Here is a 20,586-nt window from a genome sequence, read left to right as displayed (position 1 = left end):
GGAAAAGAGAAGATGCAGGATTTTGAAGTGAAGGAGCGTTTAAGAGAACATCTGGAGTACCTTTGTTCGTTCGACAAGCTTTCCGGTGAACCCGAGGCATATCGCGCGGTCGAGTATATTCTTGAGGTATTGGAGAAATCCGGGATCTCCTGCCATGAGGAGGATTTTCCGGCTTATCTGAGCAATCCGGTGAGCAGTGTCCTTATCGCAGATGGTGAGGAGTTCCCATGCCGTCCAAGGTCTTTCTCGGAGAGCACAAAAGGGAGGATCGAGATCCCACTGATCTACGATCCCGGAACAAAAACGGAAGTCTCCCTTTCAGAACAGAAACAGTTTATGGAAACGGTTGCCGGAAAGCTTGTCCTCGGGTACGGATTTGATGAGCGTTACGCAAAATTGCTGGAGCAGCATGGAGCGGCCGGGTGGATCCAGATCTGGACCTCCGACGAGGACGCGGTCCATGAGGACACGGTAAGTCCTGTCTGGGGAACTCCGGATATGGACTCATCTCTGTTCCAGTTACGGATGCCGGTGGTCGCCGTCTCAAAGCCCTGCGGGGAGAAACTGATCCGGAAGCTGAAAACATATGAGGCAGAAGGAAAACAGCTTTTTGCGCAGCTTTCCAGCGAGGTGGACACATGCGTAAAAAACGTCGCGCTGCCGATCGCCGAGATCCCGGGAAAGAGCAGGGATTTTGTCCTGCTCTCCGGTCACTATGATACCTGGTACCGTGGCGCTTTTGACAACTGCACGGCAAATGCGCTGGCTTTGGAGCTTGCTCGTTATATGAAAGAACATCAGGATGAGATGTTCTATTCCCTGCGGATCGCCTGGTGGCCGGGACATTCCAACGGGCGCTATATGGGATCCACCTGGTATTGTGATCACCACTGGGATGAGCTTGAGGAGCACTGCATCGCTCACCTGAATCTTGATCTTCTGGGATCAAAAGGAGCAGACCATACGCTTGCGATCCGGACAGCGGGGCTTGAGGGCGAGGAATGGCTGAAAGAGCAGGTGCGGAAGGTAGATCCGGCGGCGGAAATGATGTTTGGGCGTATCGGGCGGGGAGCGGACCAGTCGCTCTGGGGCGCAGAGATCCCATATCACATCAATCCACGTTATGAGGCGAAAAAAGAACGAAAACACTCGGATGCTCCGGGTCCCGGCGTGTACTGGTGGCATACGATCGACGATACCTTTGACAAGATCGATCTTGACGGGCTTTTGCGGGACGGAAGAGTCGTGGGCGTTCTGTTGTATGAACTCCTCTCGAAGGAGAAGCTTCCTGCCGATTATCGCAGCTATGCAAAAACCTGGCTCCCATACTTTGAGACGTTAAAAAATTCAGAGGAGCATGAACAGGCGGCGGATGAGATCGAAACACTTCTGAAAGAGGTTCTGGATCGTTGTGAAATGCTTGAACATATATGGGGAACGGAGAAAATCGAAGAACATAACCGCCTTTGCCGTCTCGTCGGAGGAGTTCTCAGCCGCCTTATGCACTCCACAGGCTCCGCGTATGAACAGGATGCTTCTTTTGCATATGGTCCGCTGCAGCTTCTTAAAGCTTCCGCGAAGGCACTCCCTGAAAACAGTCCCGCGGATTGGAGCCTGTTCTATCAGACAACTTTCGTGAGACAGAGAAACCGGATGGTGACGGAGCTTAGAAAACTGCTGAAAGAGATCGATCTGGAATTCAGGAATGGATCGGATCGCTTTGGATCTTCACGAAATTGTGACAGGAGAATGGAGATATGAAGAAAGAAACAATAAAGCAGGCCGTTGCGCCTTACATGGCAGAGCTTACCAAAATGGCAGACAGGATTTATGATCTGGCTGAGCCGGGGCTTGAGGAAGTCCGCTCCAGTGCGATCCTTACAGATTATCTGGAGAAAAAGGGATTTCAGATCGAGCGTGGGATCGCGGGGCTTCCGACGGCTTTCCGTGCTGTCTATGAACAGGGAAAAGGAGGACCTTCCTTTGGATTTCTGGCAGAGTACGACGCACTGAAAGGGATCGGTCATGCCTGCGGTCATCACATGCAGGGACCGTCTGTGATCGGAGCTGCTCTGGTACTTCGGGATCTCTGTAAGGATCAGCCCTATAAGATCGTGATCTACGGGACACCGGCGGAGGAGACGGTCGGCGGAAAGATCATTATGAAGGAGAAAGGATGCTTTCAGGATATTGATCTTGCGCTCATGATGCATGCAGCTCCCAATACCTGCGTCGATGTCCGCTGTATGGCACTTGAGTGCTTTTATGTTACCTTTCATGGGGTAGAGGCCCATGCCGCCATGAGCCCGCACAAAGGGAAGAGCGCCTTTGATGCCGCGCTTCTTTCTTTTCAGGGGATCGAGTTTATGAGGGAACATGTTCTTGAGGATTCCAGAATGCATTATACGGTCCTTGATGCCGGCGGTCCATCGAACATCGTTCCCGGGACGGCAAAGGCAGAGTATACACTTCGCTCTTATAGTACGGATTACTTGGAGAAGGTCATCGTTCCGAGATTTCAGGACATCATAAAGGGTGCGTGCCTGATGACGGGAACGACCTGTGAGACAGAGAGAAGTTACCCGTTTCAGGCAAAGATCCCGTGCCTGACCCTGAATGACCTGATCATGGAAAATGCAAGAAAATTTGAGGCACCACAGCTCGCCGGACCGCGTGAAAAGACGGGCTCCACGGACTTTGGAAATGTTATGTATGATGTGCCCGGATGCTGCATCCGCACAGCGTTTGTGCCGGAGGGTACCGCGGCGCATTCGCAGGAATATCTCGATGCGGGAAAGACGGAGCGGGCTCATGAAGCGATCCGGTCCGGTTCGGAGATCCTTGCGGGAACATGCATCGACATGATTGAAAGACCAGAGCTTTTGGAACAGATCAAAGAGGAATTTCGGAAGCGGAAACAGGAAGAAACCGCAAAAATATGACAAAATTGTCATTTTCCAGTCATGAACAATTAAACTGCTGTCTGTAAAATATGAATCTGTAAGGAATTTAACAAATATCCAGAAAGGAAGATGATTATGACAGCAGCTATTGGTTTTCTGATGATCATCGCGATCGTAGCACTGCTCTTAAAGGGCAAAATGTCTCCGATCGTGGTACTTGCGGTGATTCCGGTCATTGCAGCCCTGATCCTTGGCTTCTCCCCGGTAGAGGTCATGGACTTCATTGCGGATGGAATCAAAACCACCACAAGCAATGGTATCTTATTTATCTTTTCAGTAATTTATTTTGGTGTTCTGGCAGACACCGGACTCTTTGATGTTATCGTAGGATGGCTGGTAAAAAAAGCCGGAAATAATGTGATCGCGGTCACGGTAGTTACAGCGCTGATCGCAACGATCGCTCATCTGGACGGTACTACGGCTGTCACCGTTCTCATTACGATCCCGGCAATGTACCCGGTATATAAGAAGATGAACATTGACTCCCGTATTCTTCTCTGCCTGACAGGTGCCTGCATGGGTGTTATGAACCTGCTTCCGTGGGGCGGTCCGACAGCGAGAGCGGCTACGGTACTCGCTATGGATGCCACTGAGTTATGGCACATGCTGATCCCGCTTCAGGTTGTCGGCCTGATGATGAACATCATTCTTGCTGTACTCCTCGGCATGTTTGCGATTAGGCATGGTGCCGGCGCTGGAAAGGGCGTAGAGGTGGAGTCTGATGAGAAAGCGAAGAAAGAGGCGGCTGATTTAAGAAAATCCAACGCTTACCTGATCTTCAACTTCTTACTTACAGTAGGTGTGATTGCCCTGTTATCCACAGGTGTCGGTAAATCCTATGTAATCTTCATGCTTGGTCTCTGCATCCTTCTGGCTGTCAACTATCCGAACCAGAAGACTCAGGACAAGTTGATCAAGAAGCATGCTCCGGCAGCCCTGATCATTTCCGCAACACTGTTTGCCGCAGGTGCTATGGTAGGTGTCTTCGACGGAACCGGTATGCTGGAAGCAATGGCAAATGCGATCATGGCGATCATTCCGGCAGCTCTCGGAAAGTACATTCACATCATCTTTGGTATTCTTGCGCTTCCGCTTGGTCTCTGTGTTGGAACAGACGCATACTTCTATGGCATCATGCCGTTAGTTATGCAGGTAGGCGAGACCTATGGCGTGGCTTCCCTGAATACTGCTCTGACCATGCTGATCGGTAAGAACCTCGCGTTAATGGTAAGCCCGTTAGTACCGGCAACATACCTTGCGATCGGTCTGACCGGAACAGAGCTGAAAGATCATATGAAATTCAGCATTCCGCCGTACTACATTATCAGCCTTATCATGCTGGTATTCGGTGTGATCCTTGGCATTGTTGCCATCTAAATGATACATAACGAATGAAAATCCTGTTCTGCAGTACGGATCTTGTACCGCAGAACAGGATTTTTTGCTATAATGAAAGAAAAATGATGCAGGAGAAAGTTTATGAATACAGAAAAAATCCTACTGGTGGACGATGAGCGGGCGATCCGGCTGGCTGTGCGGACCGCCCTGACCCGTGAAGGAATGCAGGTGACGGAGGCAGCCGATGGAAGCGAAGCTCTGGAACTTTTAAAGAAACAACAGTTCCATCTGGTGATCCTGGACGTAATGATGGAACATGTGGGTGGTTATGATGTGCTGCAGGCAATGCGCGCTGCGGGAGACCACACGCCGGTCATGATGCTGTCGGGAAAATCCGATGAGATGGATCAGGTGCTGGGGCTGGGCTTTGGCGCGGACAGTTATCTGACAAAGCCGTTTCATACTGCGATCCTGATCCAGACAGCAAAGGCGCTGATCCGCAGAAGTCAGATCTACAGCCAGGGAGCAGCCGGAGACGCCGGGATCCGCAAGGGTCCGTTTACAGTAGATACCTTAAAGATGGAGTGCCTGAAAAACGGTGAGCCGTTAAATTTTACTGCCAGAGAGATGACCCTGTTCCGGTTCCTGATGGAGCATCCGGGACAGGTATTTACGAAGGAACAGCTTTACACGCAGGTGTGGAATGAGGCAGTGGTGGATGACAATACCATCACCGTCTATGTGAAACGGATCCGGAACAAGATCGAGGATGACCCGAAGCAGCCCCGGTATCTGAAGACGGTGCGTGGAATCGGATATATGCTGAATGTGTAGGGATAAAAAATGAAGAAGACAGAAGAATTCTTAAATCGATGGAAACTGAAGCTGATGGCAGTTGGGGTGTTGATCGCTTTATCCCTTGTGGTGGTGCTTGCAGGCTTCAGATTTTACAGCCGGTACCGGGAGCAGGTGATCCGGACAGAGGAGAGCCAGCTTTTGACTATGGCCGGGATCGTAGGAAACAATCTCGATTCCTATCTGGAACAGCAGCTGGATGAGATCGATCTGTTTTATTCACAGCGCGGGATCCCGGAAGAATGGGCAGAGTCCAATGGGATCAAGCTGTGGACATCATATTTTTTAAAGAAGAATGCAGATGTCTATAACTGGATCACAGTGACGGAGCCAGACGGGACAAGGTTTAAGTATGAATCGGGAAAGGAAGCAGTTCAGGAATCTTCAGCTGAGAAGACGATGAGCGTGGCGCCCGGGAACAAAGATCAGAAGGCCAGGATCACCGGAAAGGAAATTTCGGACCGGACGGGCTGGTATGAGCTTTATATTGAGAAGGAAGTTTCTTCCATGTCCGGAATCTGTACCCTTACATTTGCCATGGATCTGAAAGCACTGTACGAGAAGATCGTCGCGCCGGTAAAGATCGGTGAGGCCGGATATTCCACGGTAAAGGATCAGAACATGAATATCATCATGCACCATGCGAAGAATCAGATCGGTCTGGAGGCAGTTGAGGGGCGCATCCAGAAATATCCGGATCTGGATCTGAGCAGTCTAGAAACCTGGATCTCCAGACAGGAAAAAGAAGATTCCGGAACCGGTGTGATCGACACCTATGTATGGGATGATCCGAGATTAAAAAAAGTCCGACGTGTCGTCGCATTTCAGGCGATCTCGATCCAGGGAGAACGATGGATCATTAATTCCACACTTCCGCTCCAGGAACTTTCGGGGCCACTGGAAAGCATGATGACGATGATGATCGGGGTTATGATACCTTATGTCCTGATTCTTGTGGTGGTCACAGTGTTCTTTCTGAGAAACCGTTTTCTGGCGGAATCCCAGCAAAAGGAGATCACGTATTTAAAAGAGATCAATCACGGAATGGAGATGCTGGTCCAGAAAAACAACGAGATCCGGCATTACCAGCGAATCCAGTCGCTGGGAATGATGGCGAGCCACATTGCGCATGAATTCAACAATTATCTGACACCGGTGCTGATCTATGCGGAGCTTCTTGAGAATGATGAATCCATTTCTTCCGAGAATCAGGAGATGATCCATGAGATCACAAAGTCGGTGGATCAGGCATCGAATCTGTCAAAAGAACTGCTTGCCTTTTCCAGACAGGATACCGGTGTGCGGCTGGAACTGCTGAACTTTACGGAAGAAGTCGGGAATGCGGTATCTATCGTGCGGCAGCTTGCCCCGGCGGCGATCACGTTGAAAACAGAGATCACGGAGGAGCCACTGTATGTTTTAGGACGCAGACGGATGGCGGAACATATCCTGCTGAATCTGAGTAAAAATGCCTTTCAGGCCATGGAAAAGACGGAGAAAAAAGAACTGCTGATCCGTCTGGAGGCAAAAGGGAACGATATGATCTGTCTGCAGGTGTCCGATACCGGCTGCGGAATCGGGGACGATGCCATGCAGAAGATCTTTGAACCGTTCTACACGACAAAGGGATCCAGACAGGGTACCGGACTTGGTCTTTCGGTGGTCCAGAATATGGTGACATCGGTCGGCGGAACGATCTGTGTGGAGAGTAAGTCGGGAGAGGGAACCACATTTATCCTGGAGATCCCGCAGAACAGCACAGAGGTAGAAGATGATGGCCGGAAACGGTTGAAGCATGTCCAAAAGATCGCGATTGTCTCCAGTGAAGAGTCCGCGAAGACCTGGAAAGCGGCCGCATCTCACAGCCGGAAGACGGTAGATCTGTACGCACACCCGGCGGCCCTTATTGACCGGGTCCAGAAAGATCCGTCAGCCTATGATCTTCTGATCGCAGAGTACACACTGCCGACCATGAACGGAATCGAACTGTGTGAGGTAGTCCGCCGCATCAATCCGGAGATCCGTCTGATCCTGATCGCGGAACAGGGAGGAGCCGATTTCGAATGGTACCTGAATAACGGCATGATCGACCGGTTTATGCTGAAAGATGAGTTTGCGGAGGAATTTGCGGAGATGTTTGAGGGGTAAACCGAGAATAATCCCTTGCGGAAAACAGGAAAATAACGTATAATGATGCGGATTGACTACGTTTCTGCGGGTTCGTGTGTCCGCAACAGGATAGATAGAAACAGCAAACTTTAAATAAGACAGGAAAAACAGGTAATTATGAGAAAATTAGCATTGCCAGAAGAGATACTCTTGAGTATCCAGCAGCCCGCCCGCTACATCGGCGGTGAGGTGAATATGGTGAAGAAGGATCCGTCCGCTGTGGACGTCCGGTTCGCCATGTGTTTCCCGGATGTATACGATATCGGAATGTCCCATCTGGGAATCCAGATTCTTTATGATATGTTTAACAAGTACGAGGACGTGTACTGTGAGCGTGTATACTCCCCGTGGACGGATCTTGATAAGATCATGAGGGAGAAACATATCCCATTATTTGCCCTTGAGTCCCAGGACCCGGTGAAGGAATTCGATTTCCTTGGAATCACGCTTCAGTATGAGATGTGCTACACGAATATTTTACAGGTGCTGGAGCTTTCCGGCATTCCGCTTCACGCGGAGGATCGTACCTGGGATGATCCGATCGTCATCGGTGGCGGTCCGTGTTCCTACAACCCGGAGCCGATCGCGGTGTTCTTTGATATGTTTTATATCGGAGAGGGAGAGGTCTCCTATCGGAAGCTTCTTGATGTCTACAAGGAGTCCAGAAAGAACGGGGATTCCAGACAGGAGTTCTTGAGAAAGGCAGCGGGAATTCCGGGAATCTATGTCCCGTCCTTATACGAAGTGACATATGAGGAAGACGGCACGATCAGGAGCTTTCTGCCGACAGCGCCGGGGGTGCCGGAGAAGGTGGAAAAGCAGCTTGTTATGGAAATGACAGAGTCCGTCTACCCGGAGAAACCGTTGGTTCCGTTTATCAAGGCGACCCAGGACCGCGTGGTTCTCGAGATCATGCGCGGCTGCATCCGCGGCTGTCGTTTCTGTCAGGCGGGAATGATCTACCGTCCGGTCCGCGAGAAGAATGTAGAGCATTTAAAAGAGCTGGCTTATAAAATGTTAAAGAGCACGGGACACGAGGAGATCTCCTTAAGCTCCTTAAGTTCCAGTGACTACAGAAGTCTGGAAGAGCTTGTAACATTCCTGATTGATACCTTCCACGGCAAAGGCGTGAACGTGTCCCTGCCGTCCCTGCGTATCGACGCCTTCTCCCTTGACGTTATGAGCAAGGTTCAGGATGTCAAGAAGAGCAGCCTGACCTTCGCGCCGGAGGCGGGTTCCCAGCGTCTGAGAAACGTGATCAATAAGGGACTGACAGAGGAAGATATCTTAAATGGCTCCGCACTGGCATTCCAGGGCGGATGGAACCGTGTAAAGCTGTATTTCATGCTGGGTCTTCCGACGGAGACTGTGGAGGACATGGAAGGAATTGCCCTGCTTTCCGAGAAGATCGCGGAGAAGTACTACGAGATTCCGAAGGACAAGCGAAACGGAAAGGTACAGGTCGTTGCGAGTACGTCATTCTTCGTTCCGAAGCCATTTACCCCATTCCAGTGGGCGCAGATGAGTACAAAAGAGGAGTTCCTCGGAAAAGCCCGCATTGTAAACCACAAGATGCACGAGATGCTGAACCACAAGAGCTTAAAATACAACTGGCATGAGGCGGACGTGACGGTCCTCGAGGGCGTTCTTGCCCGTGGAGACCGGAAGGTCGCTGCTGTCATTGAGGAGGCCTACAGACAGGGCGCGCTCTATGACGCATGGTCTGAGAGCTTTCACAATGAGATCTGGATGAATGCCTTTGAGACATGCGGCGTGGACATCGATTTCTATACGACGAGAGCACGCTCTCTCGATGAGATATTCCCGTGGGATTTCATCGACACAGGTGTGACGAAGGAATTCTTAAAGAGAGAGTGGATCAACGCGACCAAAGAGACTGTCACCCCGAACTGCAGAATGCGCTGTTCCGGCTGCGGTGTGAGAAGATTTGGAGGAGGTGTCTGTTATGAAGATCAGAATTAAGTTTTCCAAGCAGGGAGCCATGAAGTTCATCGGACATCTCGACACGATGCGCTATTTCCAGAAGGCCATGCGCCGCGCGGATGTGGATATCCGCTATTCCGAAGGTTTCTCCCCGCACCAGATCATGTCCTTTGCGGCACCGCTTGGTGTCGGTCTCACGGGAAGCGGAGAGTACCTCGATATCGAAGTGTTGTCCACGGATTCCTCTGTGGAGATGGTAAAACGCTTAAATGAGACGATGGTCGAGGGCGTGGAGGTCTTAAGCTACCGTCTGCTCCCGGACAATGCGGAGAATGCGATGAGTATCGTCGCAGCCTGTGACTACACGATCGTCCTGAGGGATGATTACGAGAACGGACTCTCCATGACGGCGGAGGAGTTCTATACAGGAATCCTTGATTTCATCGAAAACGGGAACCTTAATATCGTGAAAAAGACGAAAAAGGGCGAGAAGGAAATGGACTTAAAGCCCCTGATCTACAAGGCACACCGCGCGGAGAACGGAGACGGACTGTTCCTTCAGTTATCCTCCGGAAGTGCCGCCAACGTAAAGCCGGAGCTCGTTCTTGAGGCGTACTGCAAGTCCATCGGAAAAGAGTATCCGCAGTTTGCATTCCGCATCAACCGTGAGGAAGTTTACGCGGATGCAGGAGACCATGATTTTGTGACTCTGGAATCCTTCGGGGAAGAAATTGGAGAAAAGATTGGATAAGCTGATCATTACGGCACTGCGCGGGAAGACCGCCGCAGTGCTTTTTGAAAATGGACGTGCCGTCCGGATCGATTTTGAGCCGGAGGCGGCGGAGGAAGAGACGGGGGTCATCTTCGTCGGAAAAGTAAAGAATATCGCAAAGAACATCAACGCGGCCTTCGTGGAGTACCGGCCGGGAGTCAACGGGTTTTACAGCTTGAAGGAGAACAGTTGCCCGCTGTATGCGGACGGGAAGCCGGATCATGGCCCGTTAAAAGCGGGGGATGAGATCCTTGTCCAGGTGGAGCGGTCCGCCGTGAAGACGAAGGACGCAGTCCTCACCTCGAATCTCACACTGACCGGGCAGACGGCAGTGCTCACTGCGGGGACGAGTTCCCTCGGGATCTCCGCAAAGATCCGCGATAAGGAATGGCGGGAGGCGGCAAAACGCCACTGGGAAGAGACTTCCCACGGAAACTGCGGTCTTGTCATCCGCACAAACGGGGAGACAGCCGGGCTCGACGCGGTGTTTGCGGAGTTTGAATCACTGTTTGAGCGTTACCAGGAGATCTGCAGGATAGCGGCGAGCCGGACATGCTGCAGCGTGCTGTACCGGCCGGAGAGCTTTGCAGTCCGCACGGTGCGGGATCTGAAGATCTCGGAAGGTCTTGAGGTTGTTACGGACCTGCCGGAAGTTTATAAGGAACTTCAGGATGCACTGGGAACGGCGGTTCTTCCGGATGCGATTTCCGGTGCATCTCCCAATGCGGCTGGCTCCGGAGAGCACGCCGCAGGCATGGGCGCAGGGAGACCGGTGATCCGGTTTTATGAGGATGAATTTCCACTCACCGCGCTCTATCACCTGGAGACGATCCTGTCGCAGGCGCTCGCGAAGACGGTCTGGCTGAAATCCGGCGGAAATCTTGTGATCGAGCCGACGGAGGCGCTCACGGTGATCGACGTCAATACGGCAAAGAGTGTCTCAAAGAAAACTTCGGAGGAGACGTATCTGAAGACGAATCTGGAGGCGGCGGAGGCGATCGCTGTCCAGCTGAGACTCCGGAATCTCTCCGGGATCATCATCGTTGATTTTATCGACATGAAAGAGGAGGAGAGCCGGAAAGCGCTCCTGGCGGCGATGCGGCGGGCGGTTGCTGCCGATCTCGTAAAGACAGTCCTCGTGGACATGACGCCGTTAGGCCTTGTGGAGCTCACGAGAAAGAAGATCCGGCGGCCGCTGCATGAGCAGGTGCGGGTGTAGACAGAAAGAAGATAACAGTTGGTGAACGGAAAAAATCTTCGCTCTGAATGAAGATATTCACTGGGAGAGCTGGATTTCAGATATGAAGAGAGAGCCCCCGGAGACAGAAAATAAAAATGTAAAAAATTGCAGAAAAAGTGATTGACAACAAGAAAAGTATTTGATATAGTTATCTAGTGTGCCGCACAGTGAGGTTTCCAAGGACTCCATAACGGAGGACACCATAACTGGCGAGTAATGATAATAGGAGGTGCAATATGTACGCGATTATTGCAACTGGCGGTAAGCAGTATAGAGTAGCCGAGGGCGACAGCATCAAGATCGAGAGAATCGACGCAGAGGTTGGTTCTGCAGTAACTTTTGATCAGGTTCTTGCTGTTAACAACGGAGAGCTTACAATCGGATGCCCGACCGTTGAGGGTGCAACAGTATCTGCAACAGTAGAGAAAGTTGGCAAGGGCAAAAAAGTTATCGTTTACAAGTATAAGCGCAAATCTGGCTACCATAAGAAAAATGGCCACAGACAGCTTTATACTCAGGTTAAGATTGAAAAGATCAATGCTTAATTAAGATTATGATTCAGGTAAATATCCTGCGTGACAGGAACGAAGTAGTAAAGGGAATCGATATCAATGGTCATGCTGGCTATGCAGAATACGGACAGGACGTGATTTGTGCTGCTGTTTCCGCACTGGTTCTCAACATGGCAAACTCCGTTGAAACATTTACGGACGATCACTTCGAAGGAAGTGTGGGGGAAGACGGCGGAAGCTTTTCTTTTTCCTTCCCGGATAAAATAAGTTCTGAGTCGCAGCTCCTCATGAAATCCCTGATCCTCGGACTCGAAAACATCCGGGATGAATATGGAGCAGAATATATCAAATTTCGATTCAGGGAGGTGTAACGATATGTTTAAGATGAACCTTCAGTTATTTGCTCATAAGAAAGGTGTTGGTTCCACAAAGAACGGACGTGATTCTGAGTCCAAACGCCTTGGAGCTAAGAGAGCAGACGGACAGTTCGTATTAGCTGGCAACATCCTTTACAGACAGCGCGGAACAAAGATCCATCCGGGTCTTAACGTAGGCATCGGCGGCGATGATACATTATTCGCAAAAGTTGACGGTGTTGTTAAGTTTGAGAGAAAGGGCAGAGACAAAAAACAGGTTTCTGTATATCCTCAGGCAATCAACGAATAATAACGAAGAGCTCCATACTGGATGGTATGGAGCTTTTTTAAGATTAGATGGCAGTGTAACAGTGAGACTCGGGATTCATGGAAACAGGAAAGAAAGGTTTTGCTGTTACATTTTTTATAGGTAAAAGATTGTAACAATCCAGTAGGTCTGCGCACTTGCTGCGCTGACCGTAATAAGACACAGGCTTGAGGATACTGAGTAGTTACAAAAGATTTATTGAGAGGACGGTTTTCCATGTTTACAGACAGTGCAAAAGTATTTATCAGATCAGGAAACGGCGGAAACGGACATGTAAGCTTCCGGCGTGAACTGTATGTTCCGAATGGAGGACCTGACGGCGGTGACGGCGGAAGAGGCGGAGACATCATCTTCGAAGTGGATGATGGATTAAATACGCTCGTAGATTTCCGTCATGTAAGAAAATATGCGGCCGGAAATGGCGAGGAAGGCGGAAAACGCCGCTGCCACGGCGCTGACGGAAAGGACCTGATCGTCAAGGTCCCGGAAGGTACTGTCGTTAAGGACCTGGAAACCGGAAAAGTGATCACGGATATGTCCGGCGAAAATCGCCGTGAAGTGATCTTAAAGGGCGGAAAGGGCGGCCTTGGAAATATGCACTTCGCAACAGCGACGATGCAGGTTCCGAAATATGCCCAGCCGGGACAGCCGGGACAGGAACTCTGGGTACAGCTGGAGTTAAAGGTGATCGCGGATGTGGGACTTGTCGGATTCCCGAACGTCGGAAAATCCACCCTGTTATCCCGCGTTTCCAATGCGAGACCGAAGATCGCAAACTACCATTTCACGACCCTGAATCCGCACCTTGGCGTTGTAAATCTCGGTGACGGGAACAGCTTTGTAATGGCGGATATCCCGGGACTGATCGAGGGCGCATCCGAGGGAGCCGGTCTTGGACATGAGTTCCTTCGTCATATCGAGCGCACGAAAGTCCTGCTCCATGTGGTTGACGCGGCTTCCGTAGAGGGACGTGATCCGATCGCGGATGTTCATGCGATCATGGATGAGCTTTCCGCCTACAACCCGGAGCTTTTAAAGCTTCCGCAGGCGATCGCAGCCAACAAGCTGGATGCAGTTTATGATGAGGGCGCAGATCCGCTTGCAGATTTGAAGAAAGAGTTCGAGCCGATGGGGATCCCGGTATTCGGAATCTCCGCAGTCAGCGGCGAGGGCGTGAACGATCTTCTGTATTATCTCTATGACGTGATCAAAAATACAGACCGCACACCGAAGATCTTCGAGAAAGAGTTCGAGATCGAGTATGTCGGCGATCGTTCCCTTCCGTACACGGTCGAGAAGGATGAGGACGGCATTTACGTGGTCGAGGGACCGAGGATCGAGAAGATGCTCGGATACACGAATCTTGATTCCGAGAAAGGTTTTGACTTCTTCCAGAAATTCTTAAAGCAGTCCGGAATCCTTGCAGATCTTGAAAAAGCGGGGATCCAGGAGGGCGATACCGTCCGCATGTACGGACTCGTATTTGATTACTATAAATAATGCGCCGGAGCTTCCCGGGCGTTTCATGGGAACATCCAGGGAGCCGCGCTTTTCCATATATGAAAAGGAGTTATTATGACAAGCAAACAGCGTTCCTATTTAAAGGGACTTGCAATGACGATGGATGCCGTTTTACAGATCGGTAAATCCAGCCTCACACCGGAGATCACAAAATCCGTTGAGGAAGCATTAAACGCGAGAGAGCTGATCAAGATCCACGTTCTGAAGAACTGTGCGGATGACGGAAAAGACCTTGCACAGATCCTTGCAGAGCGTACTCATTCTGAGGTTGTACAGGTGATCGGAAAGATGATCGTTCTGTACAAACCGGCGAAGGAAGAGAAAGACCGGAAGATCGTTCTTCCGTAATTGCCGCGGAAATACCTGTATTCCTGAATGTCCGCTTTGTGCCGGAAATTTGCGAAAGTGATCTCCGCACGGACTGCGGAACGGGAAGAACAGGAAAAACGATAATCCTGTCGGTAATGGAGGATCCTATGAGACGCGTTGGTATTCTTGGGGGAACATTTGACCCGGTCCATAACGGACACCTGCTCCTTGGAGAACAGGCTCACCGGGAGTATGGGCTGGATGAGATCTGGTTCATGCCGTCTCATGTTCCGCCGCACAAAAAAGATCATCATATCACAGACGGAGCGGCGCGCATCCGGATGCTGGAGCTTGCCACGGAATCCGTTCCGTATTTTTCGGTCTCCGATTTTGAGATGGGACGCGAAGGAAATACCTACACGGCGCAGACACTGGCGCTTTTGAAGGAAGCGTACCCGGATATCGAGGTCTATTTTATCATCGGGGCAGATTCCCTGTATCAGCTGGAATCCTGGTATCATCCCGAACAGGTGATGGCACAGGCGGTACTCCTGGTCTCCGGAAGGACATACGAGGACGGCGGTGTTTCCCTTGAAGATGAGGTTTCTTACCTCAATAAAAAATATGGGGCTGATATCCGGATCCTCCACAACCCGAAGATCGAGGAAGCGTCCGCGGATATCCGGAAACGGGCGGCGCTGGGGGAGGACCTCTCGAAAGACACGCCCGAAGCCGTTGCAAATTACATCAGGGAAACAGGATTGTACAGGAAATAGAGGCAGGTAAACTGCAAGGAGACAGTCCGGCTCCTGACTGTAATAAAACAGGTGAAAACGAAGGAACCGTGCGGGAGATATCCCGGCGGGGCAGATTCAGAAAGAAGATTCATTATGGATAGTCGGGTACCTGAAATCAGAAAACATTTAAAGAAAAAACTCGATGCGTACCGGTACGAGCACACGCTCGGCGTAGAATTTACCTGTCAGGCGCTTGCAATGCGGTATGGGTACGATCTTGATAAAGCCGATCTTGCGGGACTTCTGCATGATTCGGCAAAACGCTTTGAAAATCCGGTCATGCTTCAGAAATGTCTGGACCGCGGGATCCCGGTGACAGCCGAGGAAGAGCGCGACCCGTCCCTGCTCCATGCGAAACTCGGGGCGTGGATGGCTGAGAACAAATATGGAGTGGATAATCCGGAGATCTTAAGCGCGATCACCTGCCATACGACGGGAAAGCCGGGCATGAGTCTGCTCGACAAGATCCTCTATGTGGCGGATTATATTGAACCGAGACGGTCCAAGGCGGCAAATCTTCCTGAAATGCGGAAGCTTGCCTTTATTGACCTGGATCAGGCATGCTTTGAGATCATGGAGAGCATTCTCGAGTATCTGAAGAGCACCGGGTGCCAGATCGATCCGATGACGGAGGCGGCCTGCCAGGATATGCGCCGTGTCGTTTCAGAAAAACAGAAAGAGACAGCCGGCGCGGCCGGAGAGACCGATCAAGACAAGGAGGAACAATCAGTTGAATCAGTCAAAAGAAATGGTAAAGCTTGCAGTCGAGGCTTTGGAAGAGAAAAAAGGCGAAGATGTAAAAATTATCGACATTGAAGGCGTTTCCGTGATCGCGGATTACTTCGTTCTCGCGAGCGCTTCCAACGCAAACCAGACACAGGCATTAGTTGATAAAGTGGAGGAGAAGCTCTTCAAGGCAGGTTACGAGTGCCACCAGAAAGAAGGCAGCATGAGCTCTACATGGGTACTCATGGACTACGGCGATGTGATCGTACACGTATTCTCCAAGGAAGACCGTCTGTTCTATGATCTTGAGAGGATCTGGAGAGACGGAAAGATCGTGGAGTCGGTGGACGAGCTGTAGGAGAGATGTATATATACGAAAACAGGGATGACGGATTTAGATTGATCCGTACATCCCTGTTGTTTCTTATTCTGCATCATCCGGAAAACCGAAGATAAGAGAAAAATCCACCCGGTCGGAATCGGTCTGTTTATTGATGCTGATATGATCGGCGGCCGAGATGACCATACGCATTCTCTTTTCACGCGGCGTAATATCAATGCCGCACTGACTGCTGAAAGTTGCCGTGATGTCATGCCACGGGTCTTGCTGGATTTTCAGTCTGGAACCGGTGATCTCCGCAAAGTCTTTCAGAATCGGCAGGAAAGCGGCATCAAACACTGGGACATTACAAATGTATCCGATTTTGAAAATATGTTTGTAGGATACTGGTCTCATCCTGAATTCACAAAACGAGCAGATACCTGGAACAACGGCACCTTCATTCCAACAATCTAAACTCACCAATTTACCCAAAGAAAAAGCACGAACCCAGCGTCCGTGCTTTTTCTTTACCTGAAAAAACGATGATTCACAGAATTTCAAAAATCTCCCTGCTCAGTCCTGCATTACATACGCGATTCAAGATTTTCAATCATATCCATCATTTCTTTCCTAAAATCTTCTTCTGTGCCTTTTTTCGCCTTTTCCAGTATGGATTTCAGAATCCGAGTTGTTTCCTGATACATGTGGTTGATTGCTTTGGTTTCTATCTTTTTCTCATAACTGAGATCACCGGTCAAAGAAAGAGAAAAACGTATTTCCGCAGGCTGGAGCGGGATCTGAAATACCAGCAAATTGGAAAGCAGCAGCTCCGGTTCAACGCCAAAGAGTTCCGCCATTCTTTTCACGTTATCCGAAATCAGTTCAGCATTGTTTTTTTGAAACTCTGTCCGTAAAGATTCCTCGATGCACGGGTTCTCCGTGATTTCATAGGGAGTACCGCCGATCTTTCTCATAAGCAAAATGCTTGGAAAGTTATCCGGGTATACCTTGCTGTGGAGTTTCTTCACATGATATTCATTCTTACAGATTTCCAGTAACCGAACCAAAGCGGCATATCCAATCCCCTGATGACGGAATCTTTCAAAAAGTTCCAGCCCAAATTCCTGAACTTCTTCGCCCAGTTTCAGAATGGAAGCAAATCCGCAGATCTGATCGCCCATAAGAACGGCATAATGAGCCTCGGTATCGGCAAACATGGCTTTCCACGATCGGTCGTTCGCTTCTTCGTCCTGCAGCATGCGCTTGTTTACCCATGTTTCATTTTCCAATTCGAAGTATGTCTCCTTATCCGAATCCAGAAGTTTTCTTAATTCAATGTTCATACCCATCATTTCCTTTGCGTGTTCGATCATTATGGGTCCATTCTATCATAATGCAGGTAAAAAGGACAGCAGGCGGAGTGCCGTAATTACACTCAACCTGCGTCTCCGAAGTGCCGCGTGGGATTCTATGTTTCTCTTATACACAAGTGTGTGATTGACGCAGTCCGTGCGGCGGCTTATACTGGAGACAGAATAAATTGAACGTACTGGGAGAATCATTTTATGGCAAAAACTATCATATACATTCACGGCAAAGGCGGTAATGCCGAAGAAGCCATTCATTATAAGCCGCTTTTTGGCAACTGTGATGTCATTGGTTTTGATTATGAATCGCAGACACCATGGGAGGCCAGGGAAGAATTTCCGAAATTCTTTGACACGGTCTGCCGGAATGCTCAGCCTGTGGAAATCATTGCCAACAGCATAGGAGCTTTCTTTTCCATGAACGCTTTAACGGACAAAAAAATCAGCAAAGCTTATTTTATTTCACCAGTCGTAGACATGAAAAAGCTGATTTCTGATATGATGCTGTGGGCCAATGTTACGGAAGAAGAGCTTAAGTGCAGGAAGAATATCCCGACAGCGTTCGGTGAAACACTTTCATGGGAATATCTTTGTTATGTAAAAGAACATCCTGTTGCGTGGAATGTTCCGACACACATTTTGTACGGGGATCGGGATAGCCTGACATCTTATGAAACCATTTCCTGTTTTGCAGACCAGATTGGTGCCACACTGACCGTCATGAAAGGCGGGGAACATTGGTTTCACACGGACAATCAGATGGCATTCCTTGATCAATGGATCAAAAAATATATCTGATCAGATTCAATAAAAACTTCGGCAAATGCGATTGAACTGGAAAACGAAGAATACGGAAAAAAATCTATTGTTCTGGAAGGAAAGGAGAAATTCATATGATGGAAAACTATGTTTATCCCGGACACTCATGAGATGTTTGATTTGTACGACACACTGGAAGAACTGATCTCCAAAGAAAGCCATGATATCGGGTTGGGGCTTGGTTCAAGAGTGGACGCGGATCCCGATTTTGAGTATCTGCTGGAGGTGCTGTTCACTCCGGTAGAAGCCCGCTGCTCATATCTGGATATCTGGGGAACCAAAAAGTATCCGGATATCATCACGGACATTAAGGATGGCAAATTTATGGATATGTCCATGGAAGAATTTGAGGAAAAGCGGAAGAAATGGGTAAAAGAGATCCGCGAGACCGCTCATCCGATGCTTCGTATTGTGAAAGCGATTAAGTATGGTCGTGAGGTCAATGATTGGGAAATCAAACTGCATCTGCAAAATCTGGTTTCCAGACAGAAAAATGTACTGGTTTATATGCAGGTGTGCCAGAATATGATCACTCACGGCTTCTCCCTTACTCAGAACGGCTGCATCTCATTTCAGGCAGAAGAAATTTCGCTCGGTATTCCCAAAATATAAAGCATTTGTACTTACGACAGGAGGCGCGGATCGTCACGGTCCGTGCTTCTTTTTTTGCCAAAACAAATCGTTTTCTTTCCATAATTCTTTCACAAAAAATAATGATGAAAGAGAGAAGATTACATGAATGCAATAACCATGCCGACATGTTTCCGGCCGTATCCTGGAGAACTGCTATACAGCTGGATTATACGGCTCTACAATTCAAACGGATACCCTACCGTTTATAAAATGTATTTAATGGTATGCCGTCATGTGTTTGGCACCATGAAAGGAGAGCGTAAAAATGATTTCATTAGGAGAACGATATCTTTTCCATGTGCATACGTTCCGCTGCGGACATGCAGAGATGGTATCCGATGAAGAATATATCAAAAAAGCGATTGGTCTTAGAGCAACTGATATCTGCTTTACGGATCACGCTCCATTCCCCGGTAATCCGTTTGGCGGACGGATGAAGTATGAGGAACTGCCGGAATACATATCCACTCTTAAAAATCTGAAGGAACAGTATCAGAGAAAAATCAAAATTCATATCGGACTGGAGATTGAGTATTTTTCCAGATATGATCAGAGTGGATATTATCAAGAACTTTCCAATAATTCGGATTTGGAAATTCTTTTGCTTGGACAGCATATGGCAGAAGACCCGGAAGACAGAGAGCATTATACGTTCGAATGGCCGAAAGAACGATTACAGGTTGACGAATACACAGTTCTTGGCGATGCGATGATCGCGGGAATGAAAACAGGCTGTTTCAAGATCGTTGCTCATCCGGATCGGATTTTCAGAAGACAGAAAATCTGGACTCTGGAAATGGAAGCAGTTGCTGTACGGGTGATTGATGCAGCTGTGAAATATGGATTGCCTCTGGAAAAGAATTGTTCCTCCATGCGACACAAACATCATTATTGGAAGGAGTTCTGGGAGATAGCCGAAGTGAACGGTGTGGAGACGGTTATCGGATTGGATGCTCACAAATTAAAAAGGCTGGAACTGCCAGATTTCCAATAACGAGGTAATAGGGAGTTTACAGATTCCAAAAAGATATTTCAAACAAAGTAATAAATATGAATAGTCCGTTTTATTGGACAGCATTTGTGTTATGATAAGGGTACAAAGAAAAACAAATCAGCAATCTTTAAGGAGGGCGCCGGTATGAAGTGGAAGGATTTTAACGGTGATGGAAAAATTGATGCAACTGAAAGATTCTTATGGGATGAATTAATGTGTACCAGCAAAGAGGAACACGAGGCTCTTTTTGGAGATGCCGGAGATTTCGATGAAGATGATGACGACGAGGATGACATTGACTTCGATGATTGTGATATGGATGATGACTTCTAAATAGCAATATTATAGGAAACAATGGAAGAGGATGAATGCTCAGATCAGCTGACATTTATCCTTCTTTGAAATAGGGCTACCGCAATCCCACTGGCTTTAGACGGTGGGTTAAGGTAGCCGGAAGCGGAGGTTTGTGCTATACTTGCGTTATGGAAACGTGAAAATCAAAAACAGACACAAATATTTGTTACAGTATCATATTATTTTCGTATGCAAGTATAGAAAGAAATTGCTGATGTCAAAACAAATATCAGATGATATAAAGCAGTTTTCTTATGAGATATGTCA

23 protein-coding genes are annotated in these 20,586 nt (G+C 49.0%); 21 read left to right on the top strand and 2 right to left on the bottom strand.

The features are described 5' to 3' along the window. The first annotated feature begins 12 nt into the window (after positions 1-12). The 16 genes from V2546_RS01495 to rsfS all read left to right on the top strand — a co-directional run bounded on the left by V2546_RS01495 (position 13) and on the right by rsfS (position 16,188). Complete coding sequence (locus tag V2546_RS01495; RefSeq protein ID WP_329751367.1) at positions 13-1,761, top strand: M28 family peptidase; 1,749 nt, start codon at positions 13-15, stop codon at positions 1,759-1,761. Next, the gene (locus tag V2546_RS01490) at positions 1,758-2,942 is read left to right on the top strand and encodes a M20 family metallopeptidase (RefSeq protein ID WP_329751366.1); all 1,185 of its coding nucleotides are present in this window, start codon (positions 1,758-1,760) and stop codon (positions 2,940-2,942) included. Before V2546_RS01495 ends, V2546_RS01490 begins: the two co-directional genes overlap by 4 nt. A gap of 96 nt (positions 2,943-3,038) precedes the next feature. Continuing rightward, positions 3,039-4,340, top strand: a complete 1,302-nt coding sequence (locus V2546_RS01485; RefSeq protein WP_118529884.1) for a CitMHS family transporter — start codon at positions 3,039-3,041, stop codon at positions 4,338-4,340. Between the two features lie 102 nt (positions 4,341-4,442). Beyond that, positions 4,443-5,135, top strand: coding sequence for a response regulator transcription factor (locus V2546_RS01480; RefSeq protein ID WP_015554466.1), 693 nt, complete (start codon positions 4,443-4,445; stop codon positions 5,133-5,135). Between the two features lie 9 nt (positions 5,136-5,144). Then, positions 5,145-7,304, top strand: a complete 2,160-nt coding sequence (locus V2546_RS01475; RefSeq protein WP_329751365.1) for an ATP-binding protein — start codon at positions 5,145-5,147, stop codon at positions 7,302-7,304. 138 nt (positions 7,305-7,442) lie between these two features. Further along, positions 7,443-9,308, top strand: coding sequence for a TIGR03960 family B12-binding radical SAM protein (locus V2546_RS01470; protein ID WP_329751364.1), 1,866 nt, complete (start codon positions 7,443-7,445; stop codon positions 9,306-9,308). Then, positions 9,292-10,020: a TIGR03936 family radical SAM-associated protein gene (locus V2546_RS01465; protein ID WP_142411606.1), complete on the top strand. Its 729-nt coding sequence runs from the start codon at positions 9,292-9,294 to the stop codon at positions 10,018-10,020. The genes V2546_RS01470 and V2546_RS01465 overlap by 17 nt, the downstream gene beginning before the upstream one ends. Continuing rightward, positions 10,013-11,260, top strand: a complete 1,248-nt coding sequence (locus tag V2546_RS01460) for a ribonuclease E/G (protein ID WP_329751363.1) — start codon at positions 10,013-10,015, stop codon at positions 11,258-11,260. The genes V2546_RS01465 and V2546_RS01460 overlap by 8 nt, the downstream gene beginning before the upstream one ends. A gap of 257 nt (positions 11,261-11,517) precedes the next feature. Next, positions 11,518-11,826 carry a 50S ribosomal protein L21 gene (gene rplU, locus V2546_RS01455; protein ID WP_021905027.1) on the top strand — a complete coding sequence of 103 codons (309 nt, stop codon included), beginning with the start codon at positions 11,518-11,520 and terminating at the stop codon, positions 11,824-11,826. Positions 11,827-11,834: 8 nt separating this feature from the next. Then, positions 11,835-12,164: a ribosomal-processing cysteine protease Prp gene (locus tag V2546_RS01450; RefSeq protein WP_015554472.1), complete on the top strand. Its 330-nt coding sequence runs from the start codon at positions 11,835-11,837 to the stop codon at positions 12,162-12,164. Between the two features lie 4 nt (positions 12,165-12,168). After that, positions 12,169-12,459: a 50S ribosomal protein L27 gene (rpmA, locus tag V2546_RS01445; RefSeq protein WP_015554473.1), complete on the top strand. Its 291-nt coding sequence runs from the start codon at positions 12,169-12,171 to the stop codon at positions 12,457-12,459. A gap of 234 nt (positions 12,460-12,693) precedes the next feature. Continuing rightward, entirely contained in the window at positions 12,694-13,977 is a 1,284-nt protein-coding gene (gene obgE, locus V2546_RS01440; RefSeq protein ID WP_118322675.1) for a GTPase ObgE, read from the top strand. A gap of 75 nt (positions 13,978-14,052) precedes the next feature. Next, the gene (gene yhbY, locus V2546_RS01435) at positions 14,053-14,346 is read left to right on the top strand and encodes a ribosome assembly RNA-binding protein YhbY (RefSeq protein WP_015554475.1); all 294 of its coding nucleotides are present in this window, start codon (positions 14,053-14,055) and stop codon (positions 14,344-14,346) included. Positions 14,347-14,474: 128 nt separating this feature from the next. After that, a complete protein-coding gene (gene nadD / locus V2546_RS01430) occupies positions 14,475-15,083 on the top strand; it encodes a nicotinate-nucleotide adenylyltransferase (protein ID WP_118529892.1) in 609 nt (202 codons plus the stop codon). 114 nt (positions 15,084-15,197) lie between these two features. Further along, positions 15,198-15,920, top strand: coding sequence for a bis(5'-nucleosyl)-tetraphosphatase (symmetrical) YqeK (gene yqeK, locus V2546_RS01425; protein ID WP_329751362.1), 723 nt, complete (start codon positions 15,198-15,200; stop codon positions 15,918-15,920). Beyond that, positions 15,835-16,188 carry a ribosome silencing factor gene (gene rsfS, locus V2546_RS01420; protein ID WP_486463545.1) on the top strand — a complete coding sequence of 118 codons (354 nt, stop codon included), beginning with the start codon at positions 15,835-15,837 and terminating at the stop codon, positions 16,186-16,188. Before yqeK ends, rsfS begins: the two co-directional genes overlap by 86 nt. A 66-nt stretch (positions 16,189-16,254) precedes the next feature. Here rsfS and V2546_RS01415 read toward each other — a convergent pair whose 3' ends face one another. Both V2546_RS01415 and V2546_RS01410 read right to left on the bottom strand, forming a co-directional pair. Next, a complete protein-coding gene (locus V2546_RS01415) occupies positions 16,255-16,713 on the bottom strand; it encodes a hypothetical protein (RefSeq protein ID WP_329751361.1) in 459 nt (152 codons plus the stop codon). 23 nt (positions 16,714-16,736) lie between these two features. Further along, positions 16,737-17,495, bottom strand: coding sequence for a GNAT family N-acetyltransferase (locus V2546_RS01410; RefSeq protein ID WP_329751360.1), 759 nt, complete (start codon positions 17,493-17,495; stop codon positions 16,737-16,739). A gap of 222 nt (positions 17,496-17,717) precedes the next feature. Here V2546_RS01410 and V2546_RS01405 point away from each other — a divergent pair, with 222 nt between their 5' ends. The 5 genes from V2546_RS01405 to V2546_RS01385 form a co-directional block, all read left to right on the top strand. Next, positions 17,718-18,317, top strand: a complete 600-nt coding sequence (locus V2546_RS01405) for an alpha/beta fold hydrolase (protein ID WP_118297999.1) — start codon at positions 17,718-17,720, stop codon at positions 18,315-18,317. Positions 18,318-18,458: 141 nt separating this feature from the next. Next, positions 18,459-18,950: a hypothetical protein gene (locus tag V2546_RS01400; protein ID WP_329751358.1), complete on the top strand. Its 492-nt coding sequence runs from the start codon at positions 18,459-18,461 to the stop codon at positions 18,948-18,950. 286 nt (positions 18,951-19,236) lie between these two features. After that, entirely contained in the window at positions 19,237-19,965 is a 729-nt protein-coding gene (locus V2546_RS01395; protein WP_329751357.1) for a PHP domain-containing protein, read from the top strand. Between the two features lie 144 nt (positions 19,966-20,109). Beyond that, positions 20,110-20,298, top strand: a complete 189-nt coding sequence (locus V2546_RS01390) for a hypothetical protein (RefSeq protein ID WP_118529910.1) — start codon at positions 20,110-20,112, stop codon at positions 20,296-20,298. 142 nt (positions 20,299-20,440) lie between these two features. Beyond that, the coding region (locus V2546_RS01385; RefSeq protein WP_486463550.1) for a transposase at positions 20,441-20,586 on the top strand (146 nt) is incomplete at its 3' end.

Origin of the sequence: Clostridium sp. CM74B_53 (assembly GCF_036318045.1) — a bacterium.
In the GTDB taxonomy this organism is placed as follows: Bacteria; Bacillota; Clostridia; order Lachnospirales; family Lachnospiraceae; genus Pilosibacter.
The sequence above is the reverse complement of the archived record's forward strand: the minus strand, read 5'-3'. Positions and strand labels throughout refer to the sequence as shown.

Bases quoted from the DNA above. Each gene is read 5' to 3' on its own strand.
- V2546_RS01495 (WP_329751367.1), top strand. From the start codon at position 13: ATGCAGGATTTTGAAGTGAAGGAGCGTTTAAGAGAACATCTGGAGTAC.
- V2546_RS01490 (WP_329751366.1), top strand. From the start codon at position 1,758: ATGAAGAAAGAAACAATAAAGCAGGCCGTTGCGCCTTACATGGCAGAG.
- V2546_RS01485 (WP_118529884.1), top strand. From the start codon at position 3,039: ATGACAGCAGCTATTGGTTTTCTGATGATCATCGCGATCGTAGCACTG.
- V2546_RS01480 (WP_015554466.1), top strand. From the start codon at position 4,443: ATGAATACAGAAAAAATCCTACTGGTGGACGATGAGCGGGCGATCCGG.
- V2546_RS01475 (WP_329751365.1), top strand. From the start codon at position 5,145: ATGAAGAAGACAGAAGAATTCTTAAATCGATGGAAACTGAAGCTGATG.
- V2546_RS01470 (WP_329751364.1), top strand. From the start codon at position 7,443: ATGAGAAAATTAGCATTGCCAGAAGAGATACTCTTGAGTATCCAGCAG.
- V2546_RS01465 (WP_142411606.1), top strand. From the start codon at position 9,292: ATGAAGATCAGAATTAAGTTTTCCAAGCAGGGAGCCATGAAGTTCATC.
- rplU (WP_021905027.1), top strand. From the start codon at position 11,518: ATGTACGCGATTATTGCAACTGGCGGTAAGCAGTATAGAGTAGCCGAG.
- V2546_RS01450 (WP_015554472.1), top strand. From the start codon at position 11,835: ATGATTCAGGTAAATATCCTGCGTGACAGGAACGAAGTAGTAAAGGGA.
- rpmA (WP_015554473.1), top strand. From the start codon at position 12,169: ATGTTTAAGATGAACCTTCAGTTATTTGCTCATAAGAAAGGTGTTGGT.
- obgE (WP_118322675.1), top strand. From the start codon at position 12,694: ATGTTTACAGACAGTGCAAAAGTATTTATCAGATCAGGAAACGGCGGA.
- yhbY (WP_015554475.1), top strand. From the start codon at position 14,053: ATGACAAGCAAACAGCGTTCCTATTTAAAGGGACTTGCAATGACGATG.
- nadD (WP_118529892.1), top strand. From the start codon at position 14,475: ATGAGACGCGTTGGTATTCTTGGGGGAACATTTGACCCGGTCCATAAC.
- yqeK (WP_329751362.1), top strand. From the start codon at position 15,198: ATGGATAGTCGGGTACCTGAAATCAGAAAACATTTAAAGAAAAAACTC.
- V2546_RS01410 (WP_329751360.1), bottom strand. From the start codon at position 17,495: ATGAACATTGAATTAAGAAAACTTCTGGATTCGGATAAGGAGACATAC.
- V2546_RS01405 (WP_118297999.1), top strand. From the start codon at position 17,718: ATGGCAAAAACTATCATATACATTCACGGCAAAGGCGGTAATGCCGAA.
- V2546_RS01395 (WP_329751357.1), top strand. From the start codon at position 19,237: ATGATTTCATTAGGAGAACGATATCTTTTCCATGTGCATACGTTCCGC.
- V2546_RS01390 (WP_118529910.1), top strand. From the start codon at position 20,110: ATGAAGTGGAAGGATTTTAACGGTGATGGAAAAATTGATGCAACTGAA.